The following is a 19,704-nucleotide window of genomic DNA, read 5'->3' as shown; positions in this document are numbered from 1 at the left end:
TTTTCGCCGCTCAGGCGGCGACGTTTTTGTGCTTTTGCAACAGCTCGCGGGCCAGATGACGGTAGGCCATGGCCCCGAGGGACCCGGAATCGTACTGCAACACCGGAAGCGCATAAGACGGCGCCTCACTGACCCGCACATTTCTTGGTATCTTCGTTTTAAACACCATCTCGCCCAGATTGTCACGCGCGTCCTTCTCAACCTGGCGGGACAAGTTGTTGCGGTTGTCATACATGGTCAACACAACACCTTCGATTCTCAGCTCGGGATTCGCGGTCTGCCGCACCTCGCGCACGCTGAGCATCAGTTGCGACAAACCCTCCAAAGCAAAGAACTCGCTCTGCAGCGGAATAAGCACCGAATGGGCCGCAACCATAGCATTTACGGTGAGCAGATTCAGCGATGGCGGGCAGTCGATCAGCACATAATCCAGGCGAAACTTATCTATCGCGGTCTGGCGTAGCGCATCATGCAGCAGGAAGCTGCGCTTTTCGTTCGAGATCAGCTCGATATCCGCGGAACTCAGATCGACCGTGGCCGGAACCATGAGCAAACCGTCGATTTCCGTGTCCTGAACAACCGCTTCCAGCGGCGCGTCGTCCAAAATCAGGTCATAGGTCGTCCAATCCCGATCATCGACGCCCAACCCGGTCGAGGCATTCCCCTGCGGATCGAGATCGACGACCAGAACCCGGCATCCGCCCTCGGCCAGACCGGCGGCCAGGTTGATTGCTGTCGTGGTTTTTCCTACCCCACCTTTCTGATTGGCAACCGCAATAATCCGGGGGCCGGCAGGGCGGGACAGATCAACCACGTGACACTCCTTCGATCTTCAGGATTACGGCCTGGGGTTCCGTTTCACTAGTAATCGGAGTCGCGTCAAACCGCCATTCCTTGCGCGCCTCCTCAACCTCTTTTTTCCAACTGACGCCTTTTGGAAACAGCGCCGTGCCGGTCGGGGCCAAGTGCCTGTCGCAATAGGATAAAAGCATGGGCAGATCGGCCAGCGCGCGGGCAGACAGGATATCCGCCGCCAACGGTTCAATCGCTTCGATCCGGCGGCTGATCACGGTGCAATTTGCTTCGCACTCACGTGCCGCGCTGCGAAGAAAAGCCGATTTCCTCTGATCGCTCTCAACAAGGGTGAATTTGGTGTCCGGCCAGTATTCCCGCGCAAGAATGGCGCAGATCATGCCAGGAAACCCGCCTCCACTGCCCAGATCGGCCCAATGCGGGCGCGGCTCGACGCAGCGAAACACCTGCACCGAATCCTGAATATGCCGGCGCCACAGGTCGTTCAGGCTGTTCCGGGACACCAGATTGATACGTGGGTTCCACCGTGTCAGCAGATCGGCAAAGACTTTCAGACGGTCGAATGTTTCACGTGAAACATCCAGATCCGCCATGATCGCGTCCTGATCGGCGCTCATGCCTTGCGGGCCTTCAGATCACGGCGGAGGTGCGCAAGGATCAAGGTCAGCGCGGCAGGCGTCACGCCTTCTACCCGCCCAGCCTGAGCAATATTCCCCGGCCGCGCCTGCGAGAGCTTCTGTTTCAGCTCATTCGACAGCCCATCCAACGCCGCATAATCGAAATCCCTTGGGATTTCATGCGCTTCATCCCGTTTCATCGCCTCCACATCCCGCTCTTGTCGAGCAATGTAGTTGGCATACAACGCGTCGCGCTCGATCTGCTTGCGGATTTCCGGTGCGGTATCCGCCAAATCATCCACCAACGGTAGAAGGTCCTCGAACCCCACTTTGGGGAAAGCCAAAATCGCCATCCCGTCCCGGCGATTTCCGTCCTGATTGACGTCGATCCCGACGGCCCGGACTTCCTTCGGCGTATAGGTTTTTGCGGTCAGTTTCGATTTCACCGCGTCCATCTGATCCATCTTGGTCAGAAACGCGGACTTGCGATCCTCGCTGACGCAACCCAGTTCCAGGGCAATCGGAGTCAGCCGCTGATCCGCATTATCCGCCCGCAGGGACAACCGGAATTCCGCGCGCGAGGTGAACATCCGATAGGGCTCCGCCACACCACGGGTGGTAAGATCGTCGATCATAACCCCAATATAGCTGTTCGCCCGGGTGAAATGCAGCGGCTCCTCGCCCCTGACCTCCAGCGCCGCGTTCGACCCCGCAACCAGCCCCTGCGCTGCCGCCTCTTCGTATCCGGTCGTCCCGTTGATCTGCCCGGCAAGGTAAAGCCCGGGTGCTTCGGGCAAGGACAGGCGCGGCGTCAGCACCCGGGGATCGACGTAATCATATTCAATGGCATAGCCCGGCTGCAGGATATCAACCTTCTCAAGCCCCTTGATCGAGCGCACATACTCCACCTGCACTTCTTCCGGCAGCGAGGTCGAAATGCCGTTCGGATAGATCGTGTGATCGTTCGCCCCCTCGGGCTCCAGAAACACCTGGTGCGAGTCCTTCTCGGCAAAGCGTACGATCTTATCCTCGATCGACGGGCAATATCTTGGGCCCACGCCCTCGATATGCCCCCCATACATGGCCGAGCGCGACAGGTTTTTCTCAATGATCTCATGCGTCCGCGCATTGGTATGGGTGATCCCACAGGCGATCTGAGGGGCGGTTACAGCGCTGGACAGAAAGGAAAACAGCACGGGTTCCTCGTCCCCGTCCTGACGCTCCAGAACCGACCAGTCGATGGTGCGCCCATCCAGACGCGGCGGCGTGCCCGTTTTCAGGCGGGCCATGGGCAGGTCAAAACTGTCGAGCCGCTCGGCCAGCTTGATCGACGGACGGTCCCCCATCCGGCCTCCTGGCCGCGAGACATCGCCGATATGGATTATCCCGCGCAGGAACGTGCCCGAGGTCAGAATCACAGTTTTCGCCGGAATTTCCGACCCATCACCCAGAATGACCCCACACACCCGATCGCCGTTCATACGGAAATCGGTCGCCTCGCCGGTAATGACGGTCAGGTTCTCGCGGTTTTCCGTCTCAGCCAGCATCGCCGCACGGTACAAAGCACGATCCGCCTGAGCCCTCGGTCCCTGAACAGCAGGGCCTTTGCGGCGGTTTAGCAGGCGAAACTGGATGCCCGCCCGATCCGCGACCCGGCCCATCACCCCGTCCATGGCGTCGATCTCGCGAACCAAATGCCCCTTGCCCAGCCCGCCAATCGCCGGATTGCAGGACATCACCCCGATATCCCCTTGCGACAAGGTGATCAATGCCGTCTTCACACCCATGCGGGCAGCAGCGTGGGCGGCCTCGGTTCCGGCATGACCGGCCCCGATGACGGCGACATCAAACTCCGAATGTTTCACGTGAAACACTCCTTACTTTCCGAGGCAGAAGCTGGCAAAGATCTCGTCCAGCAAGTTCTCGACATCAATTCTGCCCACCAAGGATTCCAGCGCCCGGATCGCGGTCCGCAGCTCTTCGGCTGCGATATCATACAGGTCAGGCCCCGAGTCCAGAACTCTCATTCCCTCACCCAAAGCCTCCAGCGACTTTTTCATCGCCATCCGATGCCGTTCACGCGTGGCTATACCAGCACTAGTGGTTCTTTGCGACAACACCCCCGAAATCTGGGAAATCAGGCGATCAATCCCCTGCCCTGTCCGACCCGATACTCCATTTTTGGACTCGCCGCGAAGATCGGCCTTCGGTAGGACATGGATATCATCGTTTTGGAACGGAATTCCAAGCTCTGTAAGGTCATGGGTCAGGAATACACGCAAATCCGCGGAGTCCGCGCGTTTGCGGGCCAGGGCGATGCCCAGCCCCTCCACGTGATCGCTAGTATCGCGCAGCCCGGCGGTGTCCAGCAAGGTAACCGGCAGCCCGGCCAGATCCATGCGCACTTCGATCACATCCCGGGTCGTCCCGGCATATTCCGAGGTGATCGCCGCCTCGCGCCCGGCCAGCACGTTCAGCAAGGTGGATTTCCCGGCATTGGGCGGCCCGACAATGGCCACCTCGAACCCGGTGCGGATACGTTCGGCAATCCGGACCCCGGCCACCTCACGCTCAAGATCGCCCATCACGCCAGAGACCAGCGCGCGTACCTCAGGCGTCACATCAGTCGGCACCTCTTCATCCGCAAAGTCGATCACCGCTTCCAGCAGCGAGGCCGCGCGGATCAGATCCCGGCGCCAGCGCTCGGCCAGCTGCCCCAGCTCGCCAGCCAGAACCGCCTGCGCCTGTTTGCGCTGCGCCTCGGTTTCCGCATCGATCAGATCGGCCAGGCCTTCGACCTGCGCCAGATCCATCTTGCTGTTCTCCAGCGCCCGCCGGGTGAACTCTCCGGGCTCGGCCATCCGCAGCCCGTCCATATCCGACAAGCTCCGCAGCACTGCATTGACCGAGGCGGTACTGCCATGGATCTGAAACTCGACCACATCATCGCCGGTGAAACTCGCCGGCGCCTGAAAGGTCAGAACCAGCCCTTCGTCCAGCCGGCCGCCCTCTGCATCCCGCAGGCTGCGCATCCGCATCCCGCGCGGCGGCAGGTCAGCCCCCGCCAGCCGTTCGGCGGCCATGTACGCTTGCGGGCCAGAGAGGCGGATGACCGCCACCCCGGCTTTGCCCTGCGCGCTGGCCAAGGCGAATATCGTATCCATTCGAAGGCCTCGCGTCAGTTAAGACCTGTGTCAGGTGTTCATCGAGTCGAAGAACTCACCGTTCGTCTTGGTCTGCTTCAACTTGGACAACAGGAACTCGATCGCATCGGTGGTGCCCATCGGGTTGAGGATACGGCGCAGGACGAAGGTTTTCGCCAGATCGCCCTTGTCGACCAGCAGGTCTTCTTTCCTTGTGCCCGACTTGAGGATGTCGATGGCCGGGAACACGCGCTTGTCGGCGATCTTGCGGTCCAACACGATCTCCGAGTTACCGGTGCCCTTGAATTCTTCAAAGATCACCTCGTCCATGCGCGAGCCCGTATCGATCAGCGCGGTGGCGATGATGGTCAGCGAACCACCCTCTTCGATATTCCGCGCCGCGCCAAAGAACCGCTTGGGCCGCTGCAGGGCGTTCGCGTCCACACCACCGGTCAGAACCTTACCGGAGGACGGCACCACAGTGTTAAACGCCCTACCAAGTCTTGTGATCGAATCGAGAAGAATAACAACATCTCGTTTATGCTCGACCAAACGCTTGGCTTTTTCGATCACCATCTCGGACACGGCAACATGCCGAGTCGCCGGTTCGTCGAAGGTCGACGACACGACCTCACCCTGCACCGACCGCTGCATGTCGGTCACCTCTTCGGGCCGTTCGTCGATCAGCAGCACGATCAGATAGCACTCGGGATGGTTCTTCTCGATCGAGTGCGCGATGTTTTGCAGGATCACCGTCTTACCGGTCCGCGGCGGCGCCACGATCAGCGACCGCTGACCCTTGCCGATGGGCGACACCAGGTCGATCACCCGGGCCGACTTGTCCTTGATGGTGGGATCCTCGATCTCCATCTTCAGACGTTCATCGGGATAGAGCGGCGTCAGGTTGTCGAACAGGATTTTGTGTTTGGCCTTCTCGGGCTCTTCAAAGTTGATCTTGGTGACCTTGGTCAGCGCAAAATAGCGTTCGTTCTCGTCGGGGGCCTTGATATCCCCCTCAACCGTATCGCCGGTGCGCAGCGAATGCTGGCGGATCATGTCGGGCGAGACATAGATGTCGTCGGGACCCGGCAGATAGTTCGCCTCGGGCGAGCGCAGAAAGCCGAACCCGTCCTGCAGCACCTCCAGCACACCATCACCGCCAATAGTCCAGCCTTCATCGGCGCGTTCGCGCAGGATCTGGAACATCATCTCGCCCTTGCGCATGGTCGAGGCGTTCTCGATCTCAAGCTCTTCGGCCATCGACAACAGGTCTTTGGGGCTTTTTGCCTTGAGATCGGCAAGGTTCAGGGATTCGGTGGACATGATGATACGACCCTTGGCCGCTTTCAGCGCGGCGCATATATGGATTTCAAACAGGAAAGCACGGCTGCCCGGACGGGCGCGTTGAGTTCTACATAAGAGAGCAAAGGCGCAGAGTCAAACGGCCCTCAGAACTTCAAAATCACTGCCAGCACGATCACCACCATCAAAACGGTCGGAACCTCATTCATCATGCGGTACTGGCGCCCTGTGAGCGTGTTTCGCCCCTCTGCGAAATCCTTGCGCCGTGCCATCAGCCAGTGATGAAACCAGGTCATCGCGATCACCGCCGCGCCCTTGGCCCAGGGCCACGCCCATTGCCAGTCGACCACGCCGGGGGTGAACACCATGATCAGCCCGCAGACCCAGGTCACGACCATCGCCGGTCCCATGATCACCCGCAGAAGCTTTTCTTCCATTTCAAAGAAGATCTCGGGCGCGCCCTCAACACTTTGCGCCTTTTCCACGTGATAGACGAACAGTCTGGGCAGATAGAACAGGCCCGCCATCCATGAAATCACCGCCATGATATGCAGCGACTTCACCCAGGGATAGATCACGTAAAGAAGGTCGGTCATCCGGGGCCTCTCGGTTGGACGGGACCTCCCTAATAAAAAAGAAAGAAAAGAAAAAGGATGATGGTTTTGTAGGGTGAAGAAATTCCGTGGATTATTGTGTTGCTCAGGTTGTTTTCCCCAAGTGGACAGGTAAGGGAATTGGATTCCCACAGCTTTTTATATCTCATAATAGTTGTTTATTATCAGTAAGTTATATTATTTGAACGCTGCCCGATCTGGGGATAACTCGTCAGTAACTTCGGAACATCCCCGTTATCCCGTCCTGCCCACTTATCCTTGTCCCGGCGGGACAGAAAAAGTGCGACTCGCGGATCTTTCGCGCCGGTTTCCCGGGCTTGCGTGTCAACCGGAAAACCATACAAACCGTTCAAGATCACTCATCACCTTACGCACGGGGTTTTCCACATGCCTGTCCCCCTCATCCTCGCCTCCGGTTCCGCCATCCGGGCCCAGCTGCTCCAGAACGCGGGCATTCCCTTTGCCGTCGAGGTGCCGCGGGTCGACGAAGACACCGTCAAGCGCGCTCTGCTCGCCGAAGACGCCCCGCCCCGCGACATCGCTGATGCGCTGGCCGAACTGAAGGCGCGCAAGATCGGCGACAAGAACCCGGGCGCCATGGTGCTGGGCTGCGATCAGGTACTGGATTTCGAAGGGCATCTGCTCTCGAAACCGACCAGCCCCGAAGCGGCCCTGGAACAGTTGCAACAGATGCGCGGCAAGCGGCACATGCTGCTTTCGGCGGCGGTGATCTATCAGGACGGCCAGCCGGTCTGGCGCCATGTGGGTCAGGTCCGCCTGCGGATGCGCACCAGCTCGGACGCCTATCTGAACGGCTATGTCACCCGAAACTGGGACAGCATCCGCCACGCCGTCGGCGGATACAAGCTCGAGGAAGAGGGCGTGCGCCTCTTCACCACCATTGACGGAGACTATTTTAACGTTTTGGGTATGCCCCTGTTGGAACTGCTCAACTTTCTGGCGCTGCGGGGGGTGATCGAACAATGACGGACAACCGGATTCCACTGGCGGGCGTGATCGGCCATCCCGTCGCGCATTCCAAATCTCCGCGCCTGCACGGGCACTGGCTCACCACATACGCGTTGCAAGGCCACTACATCCCGATGGACGTGGCCCCGGCGGATCTGGAACAGGTGTTGCGGACCCTGCCCAAGGCCGGTTTCGTCGGCGCCAACATCACCGTCCCGCATAAAGAGGCGGCGCTGGCGCTGGCCGACCACGTGACCGACCGGGCCACGGTGATCGGGGCGGCCAATACGCTGATCTTCCGCCCGGATGGCTCAATTCGTGCTGACAATACAGACGGTTACGGGTTCATGGAGAATCTGCGCAGCGGCGCGCCTGACTGGAACCCACAGGCCGGTCCGGCAGTGGTACTGGGCGCTGGTGGCGCAGCGCGGGCGGTGATTTCGGCACTGTCCGAGGCCGGTGTGCCCGAGATCATCCTGACCAACCGCACCCGTGCGCGTGCCGAGCATCTGCAGGACGAATTCGGTCAACGCATCCGGGTGGCCGACTGGGTGCAGGCCGGCAATGTGATCGAAGAGGCGCGGCTGGTCGTCAACACCACCACACTTGGCATGATCGGCAAACCCAAGCTGCGCGTGCCGCTCGACGGGTTGCGCCCCGACGCGGTGGTCACCGATCTGGTCTACGCCCCGCTCAAAACCCGCCTGCTATCCGAGGCCGAGGCGGCGGGATGCACCACCGTGGACGGGCTCGGCATGTTGCTCCACCAAGCGGTGCCGGGATTCGAACGCTGGTTCGGCCAACGACCTGAGGTCGATGACGCCACCCGCGCCGCGGTGCTGAGATGAGTTTCAATCTGGGCCTCACCGGCTCAATCGGCATGGGCAAATCCACCACCGCACAGATGTTCGTGGACGAAGGCTGCGCGCTGTGGGATGCCGACGCGGCGGTGCACCGGCTTTATGCGCCGGGTGGTGCGGCCGTTGAACCGATGCGCGCGGCCTTTCCCGACGCCATCGAAAACGGCGCGGTCAGCCGCCCTGCCCTGAAACGCGCGATCGCCGGAACCCCGGACGCGCTCCGCACCATCGAGCGGATCGTGCACCCGCTGGTGGCCGAGGATCGCGCGACATTCCGCGATACCGCACGGGCGGATATTCTCGTCTTCGACATCCCGCTGCTCTTTGAAACCGGTGGCGAGGCGGCGATGGATGCGGTGGCCTGCGTCTCGGTCCCGCCCGAGATACAAGAGGCCCGCGTGATGGAACGCGGCACCATGACACCCGCGCAATTCCACCAGATTCGGGCCAAACAGATGCCCAACGACGAAAAATGCGAACGCGCGGATTTCGTCATCATCACTGACACGCTGGACCATGCGCGCCGCCAGGTGCAGGATGTGGTCAGGCAGATACGGGCAGGGCTGGCACATGCGTGAGATTGTACTCGATACCGAAACCACCGGGTTCGACCCCGAAAGCGGTGACCGGATTGTCGAGATCGGCGCGGTCGAGCTGTGGAACCACGTGGCCACCGGCAAGACCTACCATCAGTATATCAACCCCGAACGCTCGATGCCGGCCGAGGCGTTCGGCATTCACGGCATCGGCCCCGACCTGCTGGAGCCGCCCGAGAACCCGAAACCGGGTCAGGTCACGCTGCGCGACAAGCCGGTGTTTGCCAAGATCGGCCAGGACTTCCGCGATTTCGTGGGCGACGCCAAGCTGGTGATCCACAACGCCTCGTTCGACATGAAATTCCTCAATGCCGAGCTGCGCTGGATGGGTTTGCCAACGATGCCGATGGATCAGGCCATCGACACGCTGGCCATGGCGCGCAAGAAATTCCCCGGCTCGCCCTCGTCGCTGGATGCGCTCTGCCGCCGGTTCAACATCGACAACTCGAACCGGGTGCTGCACGGCGCTCTGCTCGACTCCGAGATTCTGGCCGAGGTCTATCTGGAATTGATCGGTGGGCGGCAGCCGGACTTCGCGCTTTCGGCCCATTCGGGTGCGGGCCTCGGCGCGGATGGCGAGGCATGGCGCCCGACGGCCCGGCCCAACCCCCTGCCCGACAGGATCACCGAGGCCGAGCGCGAAGCGCACAAGGCATTTGTCGAAAAGCTGGGGGAAGACGCGCTTTGGAACCGCGCCTGACCGGGGCCAGGCGCGGTATCCGAAATCAGGCTTCGGATTTCTGCGCCTGTTCGGCCTGACGGCGCATGATCTCGTTGCGGTACAGCGAAACGAAATCGATATTGTCCAGATTGACCGGCGGATAACCACCGTCGCGGGTCACGTCGCTGACGATGCGGCGCAGGAACGGGAACAGCATGCGCGGGCACTCGATCAGCAGGAACGGGTGCAGCTGCTCATCCGGTACACCTTCCACGTGGAACAGGCCGCAATAGTCGATCTCGAACAGGAACAGCAGATCGTCGAGGCCCTTGGCCTTGGAGGTCACGTTCAGCTTGATCGACACCTCGAACTGATGCTCGACCTGGCGTTTCTTGGCGTCCAGATTGACCTGCACGCTGATCTCGGGCTGCACGTCGCCCGAGACGCCCTTTTGCGCCATCACGTTCTCGAACGACATGTCGCGGATGAACTGGCCCAGCACACGCATCTGAACCTGGGGGGCCTGGGCCTGGCTTGCCGCTTCGGTGGACGCGGCGGTTTCGTCGGTCATGGATCTACTCCGGAAATAAGATTTGGCACTGCTTATCAACTCGCGCCGGGTACCTCAATGCCGGTTGGGGCCCTCGACCCAGCCCGAGGGCTGGCCGGGCTCGCGGCGGGGCCGGACCTCGGTATATTCGCCGTCGATGATGTCACCCCGATCGCGCGGGTCGTGGCGGGCGTGAAACTGCGCCCCCGGCCCCATCTGGAACCGGGTGACCGACACACGCGCGCGCAGATACCGGAACACGGCGACCCGCACGCCTGGCACCAGCAGGGCAAAGCCCACGGCATCGGTGAAAAACCCCGGCGTCAGCAGCAGCGCGCCGGAAAACAGGATCATTGCACCATGCGCCAGCGGCTCGGTCGGATCGTCCAATTCCGAGAACGCACGCTGCAACTGGCCCAGCGCCATGCGACCTTGTGTCCTGACCAGCCAGGTGCCAAGCACCGCCGTCAGCACCACAATTGCCAGCGTCGGCCACAGCCCGATCAGACCACCGACCTGAATGAACAGGGCAATTTCGATGATCGGCACCAGCAAAAAGGCCAGAAACAGGTACATTTAGGTGATCCTTTCTCAACAGGTGGACGGTGGACTTGCCCCCGCCTGTCCCCTACATAGTGGCCTGAGGCCCTGCTTACAAAGCCTCAAGTTCTGAGACGAGGACGATAATGAACTCACCCCTGATCCAGCTTCTGGTGCTGGCCGGCATCGCCGTTTTCCTGATCCTGCGCCTGAGAAGCGTGCTGGGCACGCGGGAAGGATTTGAAAAACCGCCGTTGCCGCAGCAGCAATCGGCCAAATCGCGCCGCGATTTCGAAGTGATCGAGGGCGGACCCGATCAGGATATCACCGATCACGTGCCCGAGGACAGCGATCAGGCTCAGGAACTGGCCGCGATGAAACGGGTCGAGCCCGCCTTTTCGGTCACCGATTTCGTGCAGGGCGCCCGCGGTGCCTATGAGATGATCGTGATGGGTTTCGAAAAGGGCAACCTCAAGGAGATTGAGCCCTTCCTGGCCGAGGACGTGTTCGAAACCTTCGTCTCGGTCGTGGCCGCCCGCGAGGATCAGGGCCTGACCATCGAGGCCGAGTTCATCGGGGTCCGCGAAACCACGCTGGCGGATGCGCGGTTCGACAAGGACAGCAACCGGGCCGAGATCACCATGCGCTTCGTGGGTGAGCTGACCTCGGTCGTGCGTGACCGGGGCGGCGACATCATCGAAGGCAGCCCCAACACCGTCAAACGCCAGAAGGACAGCTGGACCTTTGCCCGCGTGATGGGCACCGACGATCCCAACTGGCTGCTTGTCGCCACGGACGCATGATTGCCGCGCTCCGGTCGCTCGTACTGGCGGGGGCCGTGATGACCGCTTCCAGCGAGGCCGGGGCCGAGACGACCCACACAATCCTGCCTTTTGACGCCCTCGATGGATGGGCCGCTGACGATCACGCCGCGGCCCTTGCGGTTTTCCTCAACACCTGCCGCGATCTGAACGATCCCGATTGGCGCGCGCTCTGCGCCGTGGCCGAGACCCATACGGCCGAAACGGCCCGCTCGTTCTTCGAACTGTTCTTTCGCCCTGTGCTGATCGAGGATGGTGAGGACGCGCTCTTCACCGGCTATTTCGAACCGGAACTCGATGGCGCCCTGTCCCCCTCGGATCGGTTTCGCTACCCGCTCTACCAGATGCCGGCCGAGGCCAACGCGGGCGGGCAGTGGCTCAGCCGCCGCGAGATCCTGACCAGCGGCGTGATGGATGGGCGCGGGCTGGAAATCGCCTGGGTCGATGACCCGGTCGAGCTGTTCTTTCTGCAGATCCAGGGCTCGGGCCGCATCCGCCTGCCCGACGGCTCGGCGCTGCGGGTGGGCTATGGCGGGGCAAACGGGCATCCCTATCGCTCGATCGGGACCGAGTTGGTGCGCCGGGGCATCTATGCCGCCCATCAGGTCAGCGCGCAGGTGATCCGCAACTGGGTCCGCAAGAACCCGGTCGAAGGGGCGGAGCTGCTGTTCCACAACCCCTCTTATGTGTTCTTCCGCAAAATCCGCCGGGTGCCGTCGGATCGCGGCCCGCTGGGCGCCATGAACCGCTCGGTCACCGCCCTGCGCAGCATTGCCGCCGATCCGGCCTATACTCCGCTGGGCGCGCCGGTCTGGGTCGAAAAGGACGGCAAGGACCCGATGCGCCGCCTGATGATCGCGCAGGATACCGGCTCGGCCATAAAGGGGGCGCAGCGCGCGGATATCTTCTTTGGCACCGGCGACAAGGCCGGTCTGGCGGCAGGCCAGCTGCGCGATCCCGGGCGGCTGGTAGTGCTGTTGCCGATCCAGCGGGCTTATGCCCTGTTGCCGGATGAATACTGATGGCCCGCCGCAGGCTGACAACCGAAGAGATCGAGCTTTGGCGCAAGGTCACCCGTCAGGCCGAGCGCCTGCACCCTGAACTGCCCGAGTCCGTCCGCCCCAAGACCCTGCCCAAACCCAAGCCGACCAAAGCCCCGCTTGCCCGGTTCGAGGCGTTCGAACTGGGCCAGACCGCAAAACCAAAACCGCAAAAGAACAATCTGAAACCGGCGATGACCGAACGTCTGGCAGCCGCGCCGGTGCAGATGGACCAAAAGGCGTTTGCCCGCCTGAAACGCGGCAAGCTCAAGCCCGAGGGGCGGATCGATCTGCACGGAATGCGCATGGACACCGCGCACCCGGTGCTGGTGCGGTTCATCCTGACCGCGCAGGCGCAAGGCAAGCGGCTGGTTCTGGTGATCACCGGCAAGGGCAAGGACCGGGACGAACCCGGCCCCATCCCCACCCCGCGCGGCGTGCTGCGCAATCAGGTTCCGCAATGGCTGTCGCTGCCGCCCCTGGCGCAGGCGGTACTGCAAGTGACCCCGGCCCATATCAGCCATGGCGGAGACGGCGCCTATTACGTCTATCTGCGCCGCATCCGTTAAAGACTGCGCACCGCGCGCCGGATACCGAGCCACGCGCAGGCGCAGGAAAGCGCAAAGATGGCCGCGATGCCGACGAACTGCGCCTCAAGCCCCAGCCCCAAATCGATCAACCCGCCGGTCAGCCCCGGCCCGAGGGCCGAGCCCAGCACCATCACCGCCGTCGCCATCGCCTTGATCGCGCCGATATGGCGGGTGCCGTAGAACTCGGCCCAGAACGCGCTGGGCAGGGTGTTGTTCGCCCCCGTACTCAGGCCCAGAAACACTATCCCCAGCAGCGCGCCGCCAATGGACCCGATCCAAGCAAAGATCAGGAACCCAACCGCCATCGGCAGCAGATAGAACGGCATCATCCGCGCGGTGCCCCACCGGTCCAGCGCCCAGCCCGCGGCGAACATGGACAGGATCGAGACACCGGTGAACACAGGAAACAGCGCCACCAGCTCCACATGCTGCCATCCCTTGATCTCGGCCAGATGTACCTGATGAAAGAAAAAGGCGGTCACAAAGGCCGCCGGGGTCAGCAGCACTGGCACCATGAACCAGAACAGCGGATGGCGCAGCGCCTGAACCCGGGTCCAGTGCCGCCCTTCCATACCGGCGGCAACATGGTCTTGGGCCATGCTTTGCGGCGTGCGCTCCTGCCGCAGCAGGCGGGTCAGAACCGGGATACCCAGCAAGGTAATACCCGCCGCGACGACCCACAGAAACCGCCAGTCGATGATGGCCATGGCGGCAACAAAAAGGATCGGCAGCATTGCCTCACCCACCGCATAGCCCATGGACGCGACCGACAGCGCCCGCCCCCGCGTCGCGGTGAACCAGCGGGCCATCGCGACCATGGCGATATGCGTGCTCATCCCCTGACCAAAGAGCCGCAGGGCAAAGATCACCAGCGGCAGCACCAACGCCCAGGTGTTGAACGCCATGGCCAGCGTCGCCAGCGCCAACCCGGCCAGCACCAGCGGCCCCAGAACCCGCACGCGGAACACATCCGTCAGCGATCCGGCCCAGATCATCACCACCGCCGAGGCGGTGGTGCCCAGCGTATAGATCCCGCCCCAGCCGCCATGGCTCAGCCCAAACTCGGCGCGGATCTCACCGGCGAAGATCGAGATGAAAAAGGTCTGCCCGAAGCTGGACAGAAAGGTCAGCAAAACCCCGGCGGCCAGCCACGGCGCATTTTCCGTCAGATAATCGCGAAATCCGCTGAGCTTCACCGGTCTTCGCCCGGCCGGGCCAGAATGATCTCTTTCGCGCGGCCGCTGACTTCCACGCCACCGGGGATCAGGAAATCAAAACTGGTTTCCTCGGGCCCGAACGCCTCGCCCATGGCGGGCGCGGAACTGAGCAGGGTAACCAGCGCGGGCGAGGTGGCCGCCACGAAATGGCGGGATGCGGCATCGCCGGAAAACGCCGTGGTGTCGATCACATCGACCGGGTAGTCGGCGATCCTGTCGATCGAGTCGATATTGCCCAGCCGCCTGCTTTCGGCAGTGCCCCGCAGACGGGCCGAGATGTTCAGCGCCGGGTCCTTCCTCGACACCATGACCACGAAGGGCTGCGGCACGGTACCGATCCGGTCCATCTGCGTCCGGAACACATCGACATCCAGATCCGGCGAGATCAGCACCACGCCCTCCAGCATCCGGTCCGACCAGCCGGGCTCGCGGATCTCGGCCTGCCGCATCATCTCCATCGACAGCGCCGCACCCATGGAATGCGCCACCAGCACGATCCGCTCGGCCCCTGACGCCTTGAGCTGGCGGATGGTCTGTTCCAGCCCGTCGCGGGCAAACAGCATACTGTCCAGATCATAGGCATATCCAAAAGCCCGCGCCCGGCTGGGCCAGGAATAGATCATCAGCGATCCGGGAATTTCGATGTCGTTGGCAAGCTGCGCGGCGCGAAACGCGGTTTCGTTCTGTGTCGCGTTATATCCATGCACGAACAGCGTGACCTCGCGTATAGGCGAGTCCTGTTCGCGCTGATCGTCCAGCAGACGCCGGCGCAGCAGTTCGGGTGAGGTGAACACCTCCTGCCCGGCCAGCACGAACTGGGTTTCCGGATCCGGTCGCCCGTAGGAAAGGTTCAGGCTCCCCGGCGTGTGTGTCGGCGGGATCGAAACGGTCAGTTCAAGAAACTGCAGCCTGTTCGCCCGCCGATACCCATAAGACCCGTCCGCCTCACGCGCACGGGCCGAGGCGGCAAACACCGTTCGCGGGGTTCCGACGTCAACGGCATCGGGCACGATGGCGGTGATGCTTCGATCTGAACATGAGGCCAGCCACAGAACTGCGGCCAGCACCGTTAGAAACCGCAAGAAACCCAACCTCCTTTTTCGTCAGCCACACGCTAACGAAAATTTCCGGCTGGTCTAGAGAACATAGCGGCTGAGATCGGCGGACTTGGTCAGCTCGCCCAGGTTTTCCTGCACAAAGCCCGCATCCACGGTGATGCCTTCGCCGGACCGGTCGGGCGCGGTAAAGGACAGCTCCTCGAACACCCGCTCCATCACCGTATAAAGCCGCCGCGCGCCGATGTTCTCGACGCTCTGGTTCACCTCTGCCGCGATATGGGCCAGGGCCGAGATACCGTCCTCGGTAAAGGTGACGGTCACGTTCTCGGTGCCCATCAAGGCGGTGTATTGCAGGGTCAGCGCGTTGTCGGTCTCGGTCAGGATGCGCACGAAATCCTCTTCGGTCAGCGCCCGCAGCTCAACCCGGATCGGCAGACGGCCCTGCAATTCCGGCAACAGGTCCGAGGGCTTGGCGATGTGAAACGCACCGCTGGCGATGAACAGGATATGGTCGGTCTTGACCGGCCCGTGCTTGGTCGAAACCGTGGTGCCCTCGATCAGCGGCAGCAGGTCGCGCTGCACGCCCTCGCGGCTGACATCACCGCCGCGCGCCTCGGACCGGGCGCAAACCTTGTCGATCTCGTCCAGGAACACGATGCCGTTCTGCTCGACCGCGTCCAGCGCAGTGCGGGCCACGGTTTCGTCATCCAGCAGCTTGTCCGCCTCTTCCCCGATCAACACCTCATAGCTTTCGGCCACGGTCATCCGCCGCTTGACGGTGCGCCCGCCGAACGCCTTGCCGAAAATATCGCCCAGATTCATCATCCCCATCTGGCCGCCCGGCTGGCCGGGAATGTCGAACATCGGCATCGGGTTCGAGGTGTCGGCCACCTCAAGCTCGATCACCGTATCGTCCAGCTCGCCCGCCTTCAGCTTCTTGCGGAACATGTCGCGGGTGCCCTCGCGGGCATCCTCGCCGGCAATCGCGGTGATCACCCGCTCCTCGGCGGCCTTGTGCGCATTGGCCTTGACGTCCTCGCGCATGAATTCGCGGGTCTGCAGGATGGCGGCATCGGCCAGATCGCGCACAATCTGCTCCACATCACGGCCGACATAGCCAACTTCGGTGAACTTGGTCGCCTCGACCTTGATGAAGGGCGCGCGCGCCAGACGCGCCAACCGGCGGCTGATCTCGGTCTTGCCGACACCGGTGGGGCCGATCATCAGGATGTTCTTGGGATAAACCTCGTCACGAATGTCATCGGGCAGCTGCTTGCGCCGCCAGCGGTTGCGCAGCGCCACGGCCACGGCCCGTTTGGCATCCTTCTGGCCGATGATGAAACGGTCCAGTTCCGAGACAATCTCGCGCGGGGTCAGATCGGTCATGTGCTCTCAATCTCGTTGCTTTGACCCGGAACCTAAGCATGGGGCGCGAAAACACAAGCCGATCACGAAACGCTCACGCCGAAACACCGTAGGAACACGCGAATTCAGGGGGTTGTGAGGCCCCCTTTCCAACCACCGCGTCAGGGATACAGATGATGCAGGCAGGCAATGCCGCCTGACCTGAGATCCACGGAGATACCCATCATGACCATGACCCGCCGCTCTTTGTTCGTTGCCGCCGCCGCCACCGGTGCCGCGTTGACCTTTGCCGGGACCACTGCCGCGCTAGCAGGCGGCGCCAAAGGCACGTTCGAGGGTCGTTCGAACCACGTGACCACCGGCTCGGTCACAGTGGTGAAAGAAGGCGACCGCTATATCGTCGAACTGGGCGATGACTTCTCGCTGGACGGCGGCCCCGACCCGCGCGTCGCGCTGGGCAAGGACGGCACATACGATCCCGACACCAAGCTGGGCGCGCTTCTGAATCTGACCGGCAAGCAGCGCTACGTGGTCCCGGCCACCTGGGACATCTCGGCCCATAACGAGGTCTATATCTGGTGCGAGGTTGCCGGCGTTCCGCTTGGGGTCGCCAAGATCAACTGACGGGCACCACCACTCACGCATGTCCCGATGAAGGGGGGTGAGCTTCGGCTCACCCTCCGATCGTTTCCACCGTCAGATTGCCGTTGGTATAGACGCAGATATCCGCCGCAATCGCCATCGCCTCGCGTGCGACCTGCTCGGCGGTCTTGTCACCGTCCATCATCGCCCGCGCGGCGGCCAGTGCGAAATTCCCGCCCGACCCGATGGCGGCCACGTTGTGCTCGGGCTCCAGCACATCCCCCGCCCCGGTGATCACGAACAGATCCTTGCCGTCGGTCACGATCAGCATCGCCTCAAGCTTTTGCAGATACTTGTCGGTGCGCCAGTCCTTGGCCAGTTCGACGCTGGCCCGGGCCAGCTGACCGGGGGTGCCCTCAAGCTTGGCCTCAAGCCGTTCCAGCAGGGTAAAGGCGTCCGCCGTCGATCCGGCAAACCCCGCCACGATCTCGAACCCGCCGGGGCTCAGCCGCCGCACCTTGCGGGCGGTGCCCTTGATCACGGTCTGGCCCAGGCTGACCTGCCCGTCACCCGCGATCACCACATGGCCGCCCTTCTTGACGCCGATGATCGTGGTGCCGTGCCATCCGGGGAAATCGCTGTCTGCCATGGGTGCCTCCGATATGTTGCGCACACTATATGGGCCGAACCGCCTTTGGGCGCAACGGGTTAACGGCCTGCGGCAAGATATGCACAGAACGCAATTCGGGGCTGCCGAACCGTCATTTGTAGGACTCGGGGGAAAGGCCTACATGAGCCTCACAACCGACGAGGGGTCGGCTGTTTCAACTTCAAGGAATGCGCAAATGGCAACTACCGCAAACATCCATGCGCCGCTCGGAGCAGTCACCGTTCTCCATGTAGTGGACGCAATCATCTCGGCAAAAACCGCCGTCGTCAGCTGGAACGAAAACCGGAAAACCCGGAAGATTCTGGCCAAACTGACCGACGAACAGCTGGATGACATCGGCCTGAGCCGCGGCGACATCGCCAACATCTGATCCGACCCAAGGATCACCAAGAATAGAAAGGCCGCTCGAATAGCCGAGCGGCTTTTTCTTTATGTGCTCAGCACATATTGCCCTTCCATGTCCGGCACGAACGCCTCGATGGCCGCCGTGGCCGCCACATGCCGGGTTCCGGCCTCCGCGTCCTCGACATCCAGACCGCCGATTACCGCACGCACTTCGGCCCTGCCGCGCGGCAGGTCACGGGCCACAAGGTCGCAATCCACCGCGTCGGGCTTCTGCACGCCAATCGTGACCTTCACTTGCATCTCGGCATGATCCACGCCCAGCTTTGAAAACAGGGTGATCGAGGAATGATGCAGCGCATCCTGCACCGCCCGCCGGGCGGCCTTGGTATAGTCCTGCCCATAGAGGTCGTTACCGGTTCCCATCTCGACAATGATACGTTTCAGGCTCATGCGGCGGGCTCCATGTCGAACGAGACGATGACGGCGGCATTGGCCACGACGGTGCGGCCCTCGGTATGCGGCTTGTCGATATCCAACCCGCCTTTGGTGACGGTGATGGTGGGCTGCCCGTAGGGAAAGATCTCGTTCAGCGCCGCCACATCCACCCTGCCCGGCTCCTGCACCCCGATCTCGGCGTCGATGATCATCGCCTCCTTCGGAAATCCGAACAGCTCGGCCATGTTGACCGAGTTGTGCCAAAGCGCATCCTTCAGCGCCCGCCGCGCCGCCTCGGTATAGTCCTCTCGCCTGAGCGACGTGCCCATGCCGAACTCCACCAGAACCCGTGTCTTGGCCATGTTGCCTCCTGTCCTTGTTGCCGCAAACTTTCACGCGGGCGGATCCGGGGAAAGGTCCAAAATCGCGACCGGCATCCGGCCAGAAATCCGCCCTTCGATGCCATTTCCCGGGGCTGCAAAGATGTACAAGCCGGACTGCGGCCCCTCCGACCCCTGTACAAAACGTACAAAATGAAAAAGCGCCCCGATTGGGGCGCCTTTCCTGAATCCGTTGTGAACCGGCTCAGATCGACTCTTCGATCCAGCTTTGCAGCGCCGCTTTCGGCGCCGCACCCGCACGGTTCGAGATCACCTGACCGTCCTTGAAGATGAACAGCGCCGGGATACCGCGCACGCCCATTGCAGCGGCTGCGTTCGGGTTGCTGTCCACGTCGACCTTGGCGATTTTCACCTTGTCGCCATACTCGACGGCCAGCTCTTCCAGGGCCGGGCCGATCTGCTTACACGGGCCGCACCACTCGGCCCAGAAATCCACCACAACGGGGATGTCCGAGTTCTTGACTTCGGCGTCGAAGGTTTCGTCAGTGACGGCTACGGTGGACATATTCTGTCTC

24 protein-coding genes are annotated in these 19,704 nt (G+C 62.2%); 9 read left to right on the top strand and 15 right to left on the bottom strand.

Annotation, left to right across the window (positions count from 1 at the left end; translation table 11 throughout):
* Positions 1-10: 10 nt before the first annotated feature.
* The 6 genes from AB3N21_RS06940 to hemJ form a co-directional block, all read right to left on the bottom strand.
* The gene (locus tag AB3N21_RS06940; protein WP_171175201.1) at positions 11-814 is read right to left on the bottom strand and encodes an AAA family ATPase; all 804 of its coding nucleotides are present in this window, start codon (positions 812-814) and stop codon (positions 11-13) included.
* Complete coding sequence (rsmG, locus tag AB3N21_RS06935; RefSeq protein ID WP_367934543.1) at positions 807-1,430, bottom strand: 16S rRNA (guanine(527)-N(7))-methyltransferase RsmG; 624 nt, start codon at positions 1,428-1,430, stop codon at positions 807-809. The genes AB3N21_RS06940 and rsmG overlap by 8 nt, the downstream gene beginning before the upstream one ends.
* Positions 1,427-3,295, bottom strand: a complete 1,869-nt coding sequence (gene mnmG / locus AB3N21_RS06930; RefSeq protein ID WP_367934542.1) for a tRNA uridine-5-carboxymethylaminomethyl(34) synthesis enzyme MnmG — start codon at positions 3,293-3,295, stop codon at positions 1,427-1,429. Before mnmG ends, rsmG begins: the two co-directional genes overlap by 4 nt.
* A 12-nt stretch (positions 3,296-3,307) precedes the next feature.
* Positions 3,308-4,594, bottom strand: coding sequence for a tRNA uridine-5-carboxymethylaminomethyl(34) synthesis GTPase MnmE (gene mnmE / locus AB3N21_RS06925; protein WP_367934541.1), 1,287 nt, complete (start codon positions 4,592-4,594; stop codon positions 3,308-3,310).
* 30 nt (positions 4,595-4,624) lie between these two features.
* Positions 4,625-5,896 carry a transcription termination factor Rho gene (gene rho, locus AB3N21_RS06920; protein WP_367934540.1) on the bottom strand — a complete coding sequence of 424 codons (1,272 nt, stop codon included), beginning with the start codon at positions 5,894-5,896 and terminating at the stop codon, positions 4,625-4,627.
* A 125-nt stretch (positions 5,897-6,021) separates the two neighbouring features.
* Entirely contained in the window at positions 6,022-6,471 is a 450-nt protein-coding gene (hemJ, locus tag AB3N21_RS06915; RefSeq protein ID WP_367934539.1) for a protoporphyrinogen oxidase HemJ, read from the bottom strand.
* 405 nt (positions 6,472-6,876) lie between these two features.
* Between hemJ and AB3N21_RS06910 the strand changes: the two genes are divergently transcribed.
* Genes AB3N21_RS06910 through dnaQ form a run of 4 tightly spaced genes read left to right on the top strand, consistent with a single transcriptional unit; the run spans position 6,877 to position 9,614 of the window.
* Positions 6,877-7,476: a nucleoside triphosphate pyrophosphatase gene (locus AB3N21_RS06910; RefSeq protein WP_367934538.1), complete on the top strand. Its 600-nt coding sequence runs from the start codon at positions 6,877-6,879 to the stop codon at positions 7,474-7,476.
* On the top strand, positions 7,473-8,306 hold the full coding sequence (locus AB3N21_RS06905) for a shikimate dehydrogenase (RefSeq protein ID WP_367934537.1): 834 nt from the start codon (positions 7,473-7,475) through the stop codon (positions 8,304-8,306). The genes AB3N21_RS06910 and AB3N21_RS06905 overlap by 4 nt, the downstream gene beginning before the upstream one ends.
* Positions 8,303-8,896 carry a dephospho-CoA kinase gene (coaE, locus tag AB3N21_RS06900; RefSeq protein WP_367934536.1) on the top strand — a complete coding sequence of 198 codons (594 nt, stop codon included), beginning with the start codon at positions 8,303-8,305 and terminating at the stop codon, positions 8,894-8,896. Before AB3N21_RS06905 ends, coaE begins: the two co-directional genes overlap by 4 nt.
* Positions 8,889-9,614: a DNA polymerase III subunit epsilon gene (gene dnaQ / locus AB3N21_RS06895; RefSeq protein WP_367934535.1), complete on the top strand. Its 726-nt coding sequence runs from the start codon at positions 8,889-8,891 to the stop codon at positions 9,612-9,614. The genes coaE and dnaQ overlap by 8 nt, the downstream gene beginning before the upstream one ends.
* A gap of 25 nt (positions 9,615-9,639) precedes the next feature.
* Here dnaQ and secB read toward each other — a convergent pair whose 3' ends face one another.
* Both secB and AB3N21_RS06885 read right to left on the bottom strand, forming a co-directional pair.
* Positions 9,640-10,146 carry a protein-export chaperone SecB gene (gene secB, locus AB3N21_RS06890; RefSeq protein WP_171175181.1) on the bottom strand — a complete coding sequence of 169 codons (507 nt, stop codon included), beginning with the start codon at positions 10,144-10,146 and terminating at the stop codon, positions 9,640-9,642.
* 54 nt (positions 10,147-10,200) lie between these two features.
* Positions 10,201-10,701 (bottom strand): FxsA family protein, encoded by a 501-nt coding sequence (locus tag AB3N21_RS06885; RefSeq protein ID WP_367934534.1) that lies wholly within the window; start codon positions 10,699-10,701, stop codon positions 10,201-10,203.
* 110 nt (positions 10,702-10,811) lie between these two features.
* Here AB3N21_RS06885 and AB3N21_RS06880 point away from each other — a divergent pair, with 110 nt between their 5' ends.
* From AB3N21_RS06880 to AB3N21_RS06870, 3 genes are read left to right on the top strand one after another with little or no spacing between them, the layout of a single operon-like run.
* On the top strand, positions 10,812-11,468 hold the full coding sequence (locus tag AB3N21_RS06880) for a Tim44/TimA family putative adaptor protein (protein ID WP_367934533.1): 657 nt from the start codon (positions 10,812-10,814) through the stop codon (positions 11,466-11,468).
* The gene (locus AB3N21_RS06875) at positions 11,465-12,508 is read left to right on the top strand and encodes a murein transglycosylase A (protein WP_367934532.1); all 1,044 of its coding nucleotides are present in this window, start codon (positions 11,465-11,467) and stop codon (positions 12,506-12,508) included. Before AB3N21_RS06880 ends, AB3N21_RS06875 begins: the two co-directional genes overlap by 4 nt.
* Positions 12,508-13,095 (top strand): Smr/MutS family protein, encoded by a 588-nt coding sequence (locus AB3N21_RS06870; RefSeq protein WP_367934531.1) that lies wholly within the window; start codon positions 12,508-12,510, stop codon positions 13,093-13,095. Before AB3N21_RS06875 ends, AB3N21_RS06870 begins: the two co-directional genes overlap by 1 nt.
* Here AB3N21_RS06870 and AB3N21_RS06865 read toward each other — a convergent pair.
* The 3 genes from AB3N21_RS06865 to hslU are packed head-to-tail and all read right to left on the bottom strand — an operon-like array spanning position 13,092 to position 16,777.
* Entirely contained in the window at positions 13,092-14,312 is a 1,221-nt protein-coding gene (locus AB3N21_RS06865) for an MFS transporter (protein ID WP_367934530.1), read from the bottom strand. The two genes, AB3N21_RS06870 and AB3N21_RS06865, sit on opposite strands and share 4 nt — an antisense overlap.
* The gene (locus AB3N21_RS06860; RefSeq protein ID WP_367934529.1) at positions 14,309-15,415 is read right to left on the bottom strand and encodes an alpha/beta hydrolase; all 1,107 of its coding nucleotides are present in this window, start codon (positions 15,413-15,415) and stop codon (positions 14,309-14,311) included. Before AB3N21_RS06860 ends, AB3N21_RS06865 begins: the two co-directional genes overlap by 4 nt.
* Before the next feature lie 54 nt (positions 15,416-15,469).
* Positions 15,470-16,777 (bottom strand): ATP-dependent protease ATPase subunit HslU, encoded by a 1,308-nt coding sequence (gene hslU / locus AB3N21_RS06855; RefSeq protein WP_367934528.1) that lies wholly within the window; start codon positions 16,775-16,777, stop codon positions 15,470-15,472.
* 204 nt (positions 16,778-16,981) lie between these two features.
* Here hslU and AB3N21_RS06850 point away from each other — a divergent pair, with 204 nt between their 5' ends.
* Positions 16,982-17,380 carry a DM13 domain-containing protein gene (locus AB3N21_RS06850; protein WP_367934527.1) on the top strand — a complete coding sequence of 133 codons (399 nt, stop codon included), beginning with the start codon at positions 16,982-16,984 and terminating at the stop codon, positions 17,378-17,380.
* Between the two features lie 49 nt (positions 17,381-17,429).
* On the opposite strand, the gene hslV is transcribed toward AB3N21_RS06850, so the two are convergent.
* On the bottom strand, positions 17,430-17,987 hold the full coding sequence (hslV, locus tag AB3N21_RS06845) for an ATP-dependent protease subunit HslV (protein WP_367934526.1): 558 nt from the start codon (positions 17,985-17,987) through the stop codon (positions 17,430-17,432).
* A 142-nt stretch (positions 17,988-18,129) separates the two neighbouring features.
* Here hslV and AB3N21_RS06840 point away from each other — a divergent pair, with 142 nt between their 5' ends.
* The gene (locus AB3N21_RS06840; RefSeq protein WP_367934525.1) at positions 18,130-18,378 is read left to right on the top strand and encodes a DUF1127 domain-containing protein; all 249 of its coding nucleotides are present in this window, start codon (positions 18,130-18,132) and stop codon (positions 18,376-18,378) included.
* Between the two features lie 59 nt (positions 18,379-18,437).
* On the opposite strand, the gene AB3N21_RS06835 is transcribed toward AB3N21_RS06840, so the two are convergent.
* The 3 genes from AB3N21_RS06835 to trxA all read right to left on the bottom strand — a co-directional run bounded on the left by AB3N21_RS06835 (position 18,438) and on the right by trxA (position 19,694).
* Positions 18,438-18,803: a Lin0512 family protein gene (locus tag AB3N21_RS06835; RefSeq protein WP_367934524.1), complete on the bottom strand. Its 366-nt coding sequence runs from the start codon at positions 18,801-18,803 to the stop codon at positions 18,438-18,440.
* Positions 18,800-19,150: a Lin0512 family protein gene (locus AB3N21_RS06830; RefSeq protein WP_367934523.1), complete on the bottom strand. Its 351-nt coding sequence runs from the start codon at positions 19,148-19,150 to the stop codon at positions 18,800-18,802. Before AB3N21_RS06830 ends, AB3N21_RS06835 begins: the two co-directional genes overlap by 4 nt.
* 223 nt (positions 19,151-19,373) lie before the next feature.
* Positions 19,374-19,694, bottom strand: coding sequence for a thioredoxin (trxA, locus tag AB3N21_RS06825; RefSeq protein ID WP_367934522.1), 321 nt, complete (start codon positions 19,692-19,694; stop codon positions 19,374-19,376).
* Positions 19,695-19,704 lie beyond the last annotated feature (10 nt).

This window comes from Ruegeria sp. (genome assembly GCF_040830605.1).
In the GTDB taxonomy this organism is placed as follows: Bacteria; Pseudomonadota; Alphaproteobacteria; order Rhodobacterales; family Rhodobacteraceae; genus Ruegeria.
Note: the sequence above shows the minus strand (reverse complement) of the source record. Positions and strands in the feature narration are given on the sequence as shown.

Excerpts from the sequence above, each read along its gene's own strand:
- secB (WP_171175181.1), bottom strand. The coding sequence starts at position 10,146 with ATGACCGACGAAACCGCCGCGTCCACCGAAGCGGCAAGCCAGGCCCAG.
- rsmG (WP_367934543.1), bottom strand. The coding sequence starts at position 1,430 with ATGAGCGCCGATCAGGACGCGATCATGGCGGATCTGGATGTTTCACGT.
- hslU (WP_367934528.1), bottom strand. The coding sequence starts at position 16,777 with ATGACCGATCTGACCCCGCGCGAGATTGTCTCGGAACTGGACCGTTTC.
- hslV (WP_367934526.1), bottom strand. The coding sequence starts at position 17,987 with ATGGCAGACAGCGATTTCCCCGGATGGCACGGCACCACGATCATCGGC.
- rho (WP_367934540.1), bottom strand. The coding sequence starts at position 5,896 with ATGTCCACCGAATCCCTGAACCTTGCCGATCTCAAGGCAAAAAGCCCC.
- AB3N21_RS06840 (WP_367934525.1), top strand. The coding sequence starts at position 18,130 with ATGAGCCTCACAACCGACGAGGGGTCGGCTGTTTCAACTTCAAGGAAT.
- AB3N21_RS06830 (WP_367934523.1), bottom strand. The coding sequence starts at position 19,150 with ATGGCCAAGACACGGGTTCTGGTGGAGTTCGGCATGGGCACGTCGCTC.
- coaE (WP_367934536.1), top strand. The coding sequence starts at position 8,303 with ATGAGTTTCAATCTGGGCCTCACCGGCTCAATCGGCATGGGCAAATCC.
- AB3N21_RS06835 (WP_367934524.1), bottom strand. The coding sequence starts at position 18,803 with ATGAGCCTGAAACGTATCATTGTCGAGATGGGAACCGGTAACGACCTC.
- trxA (WP_367934522.1), bottom strand. The coding sequence starts at position 19,694 with ATGTCCACCGTAGCCGTCACTGACGAAACCTTCGACGCCGAAGTCAAG.
- AB3N21_RS06875 (WP_367934532.1), top strand. The coding sequence starts at position 11,465 with ATGATTGCCGCGCTCCGGTCGCTCGTACTGGCGGGGGCCGTGATGACC.
- AB3N21_RS06850 (WP_367934527.1), top strand. The coding sequence starts at position 16,982 with ATGACCATGACCCGCCGCTCTTTGTTCGTTGCCGCCGCCGCCACCGGT.
- AB3N21_RS06905 (WP_367934537.1), top strand. The coding sequence starts at position 7,473 with ATGACGGACAACCGGATTCCACTGGCGGGCGTGATCGGCCATCCCGTC.
- AB3N21_RS06880 (WP_367934533.1), top strand. The coding sequence starts at position 10,812 with ATGAACTCACCCCTGATCCAGCTTCTGGTGCTGGCCGGCATCGCCGTT.
- AB3N21_RS06870 (WP_367934531.1), top strand. The coding sequence starts at position 12,508 with ATGGCCCGCCGCAGGCTGACAACCGAAGAGATCGAGCTTTGGCGCAAG.
- hemJ (WP_367934539.1), bottom strand. The coding sequence starts at position 6,471 with ATGACCGACCTTCTTTACGTGATCTATCCCTGGGTGAAGTCGCTGCAT.
- AB3N21_RS06910 (WP_367934538.1), top strand. The coding sequence starts at position 6,877 with ATGCCTGTCCCCCTCATCCTCGCCTCCGGTTCCGCCATCCGGGCCCAG.
- dnaQ (WP_367934535.1), top strand. The coding sequence starts at position 8,889 with ATGCGTGAGATTGTACTCGATACCGAAACCACCGGGTTCGACCCCGAA.
- mnmE (WP_367934541.1), bottom strand. The coding sequence starts at position 4,594 with ATGGATACGATATTCGCCTTGGCCAGCGCGCAGGGCAAAGCCGGGGTG.
- AB3N21_RS06885 (WP_367934534.1), bottom strand. The coding sequence starts at position 10,701 with ATGTACCTGTTTCTGGCCTTTTTGCTGGTGCCGATCATCGAAATTGCC.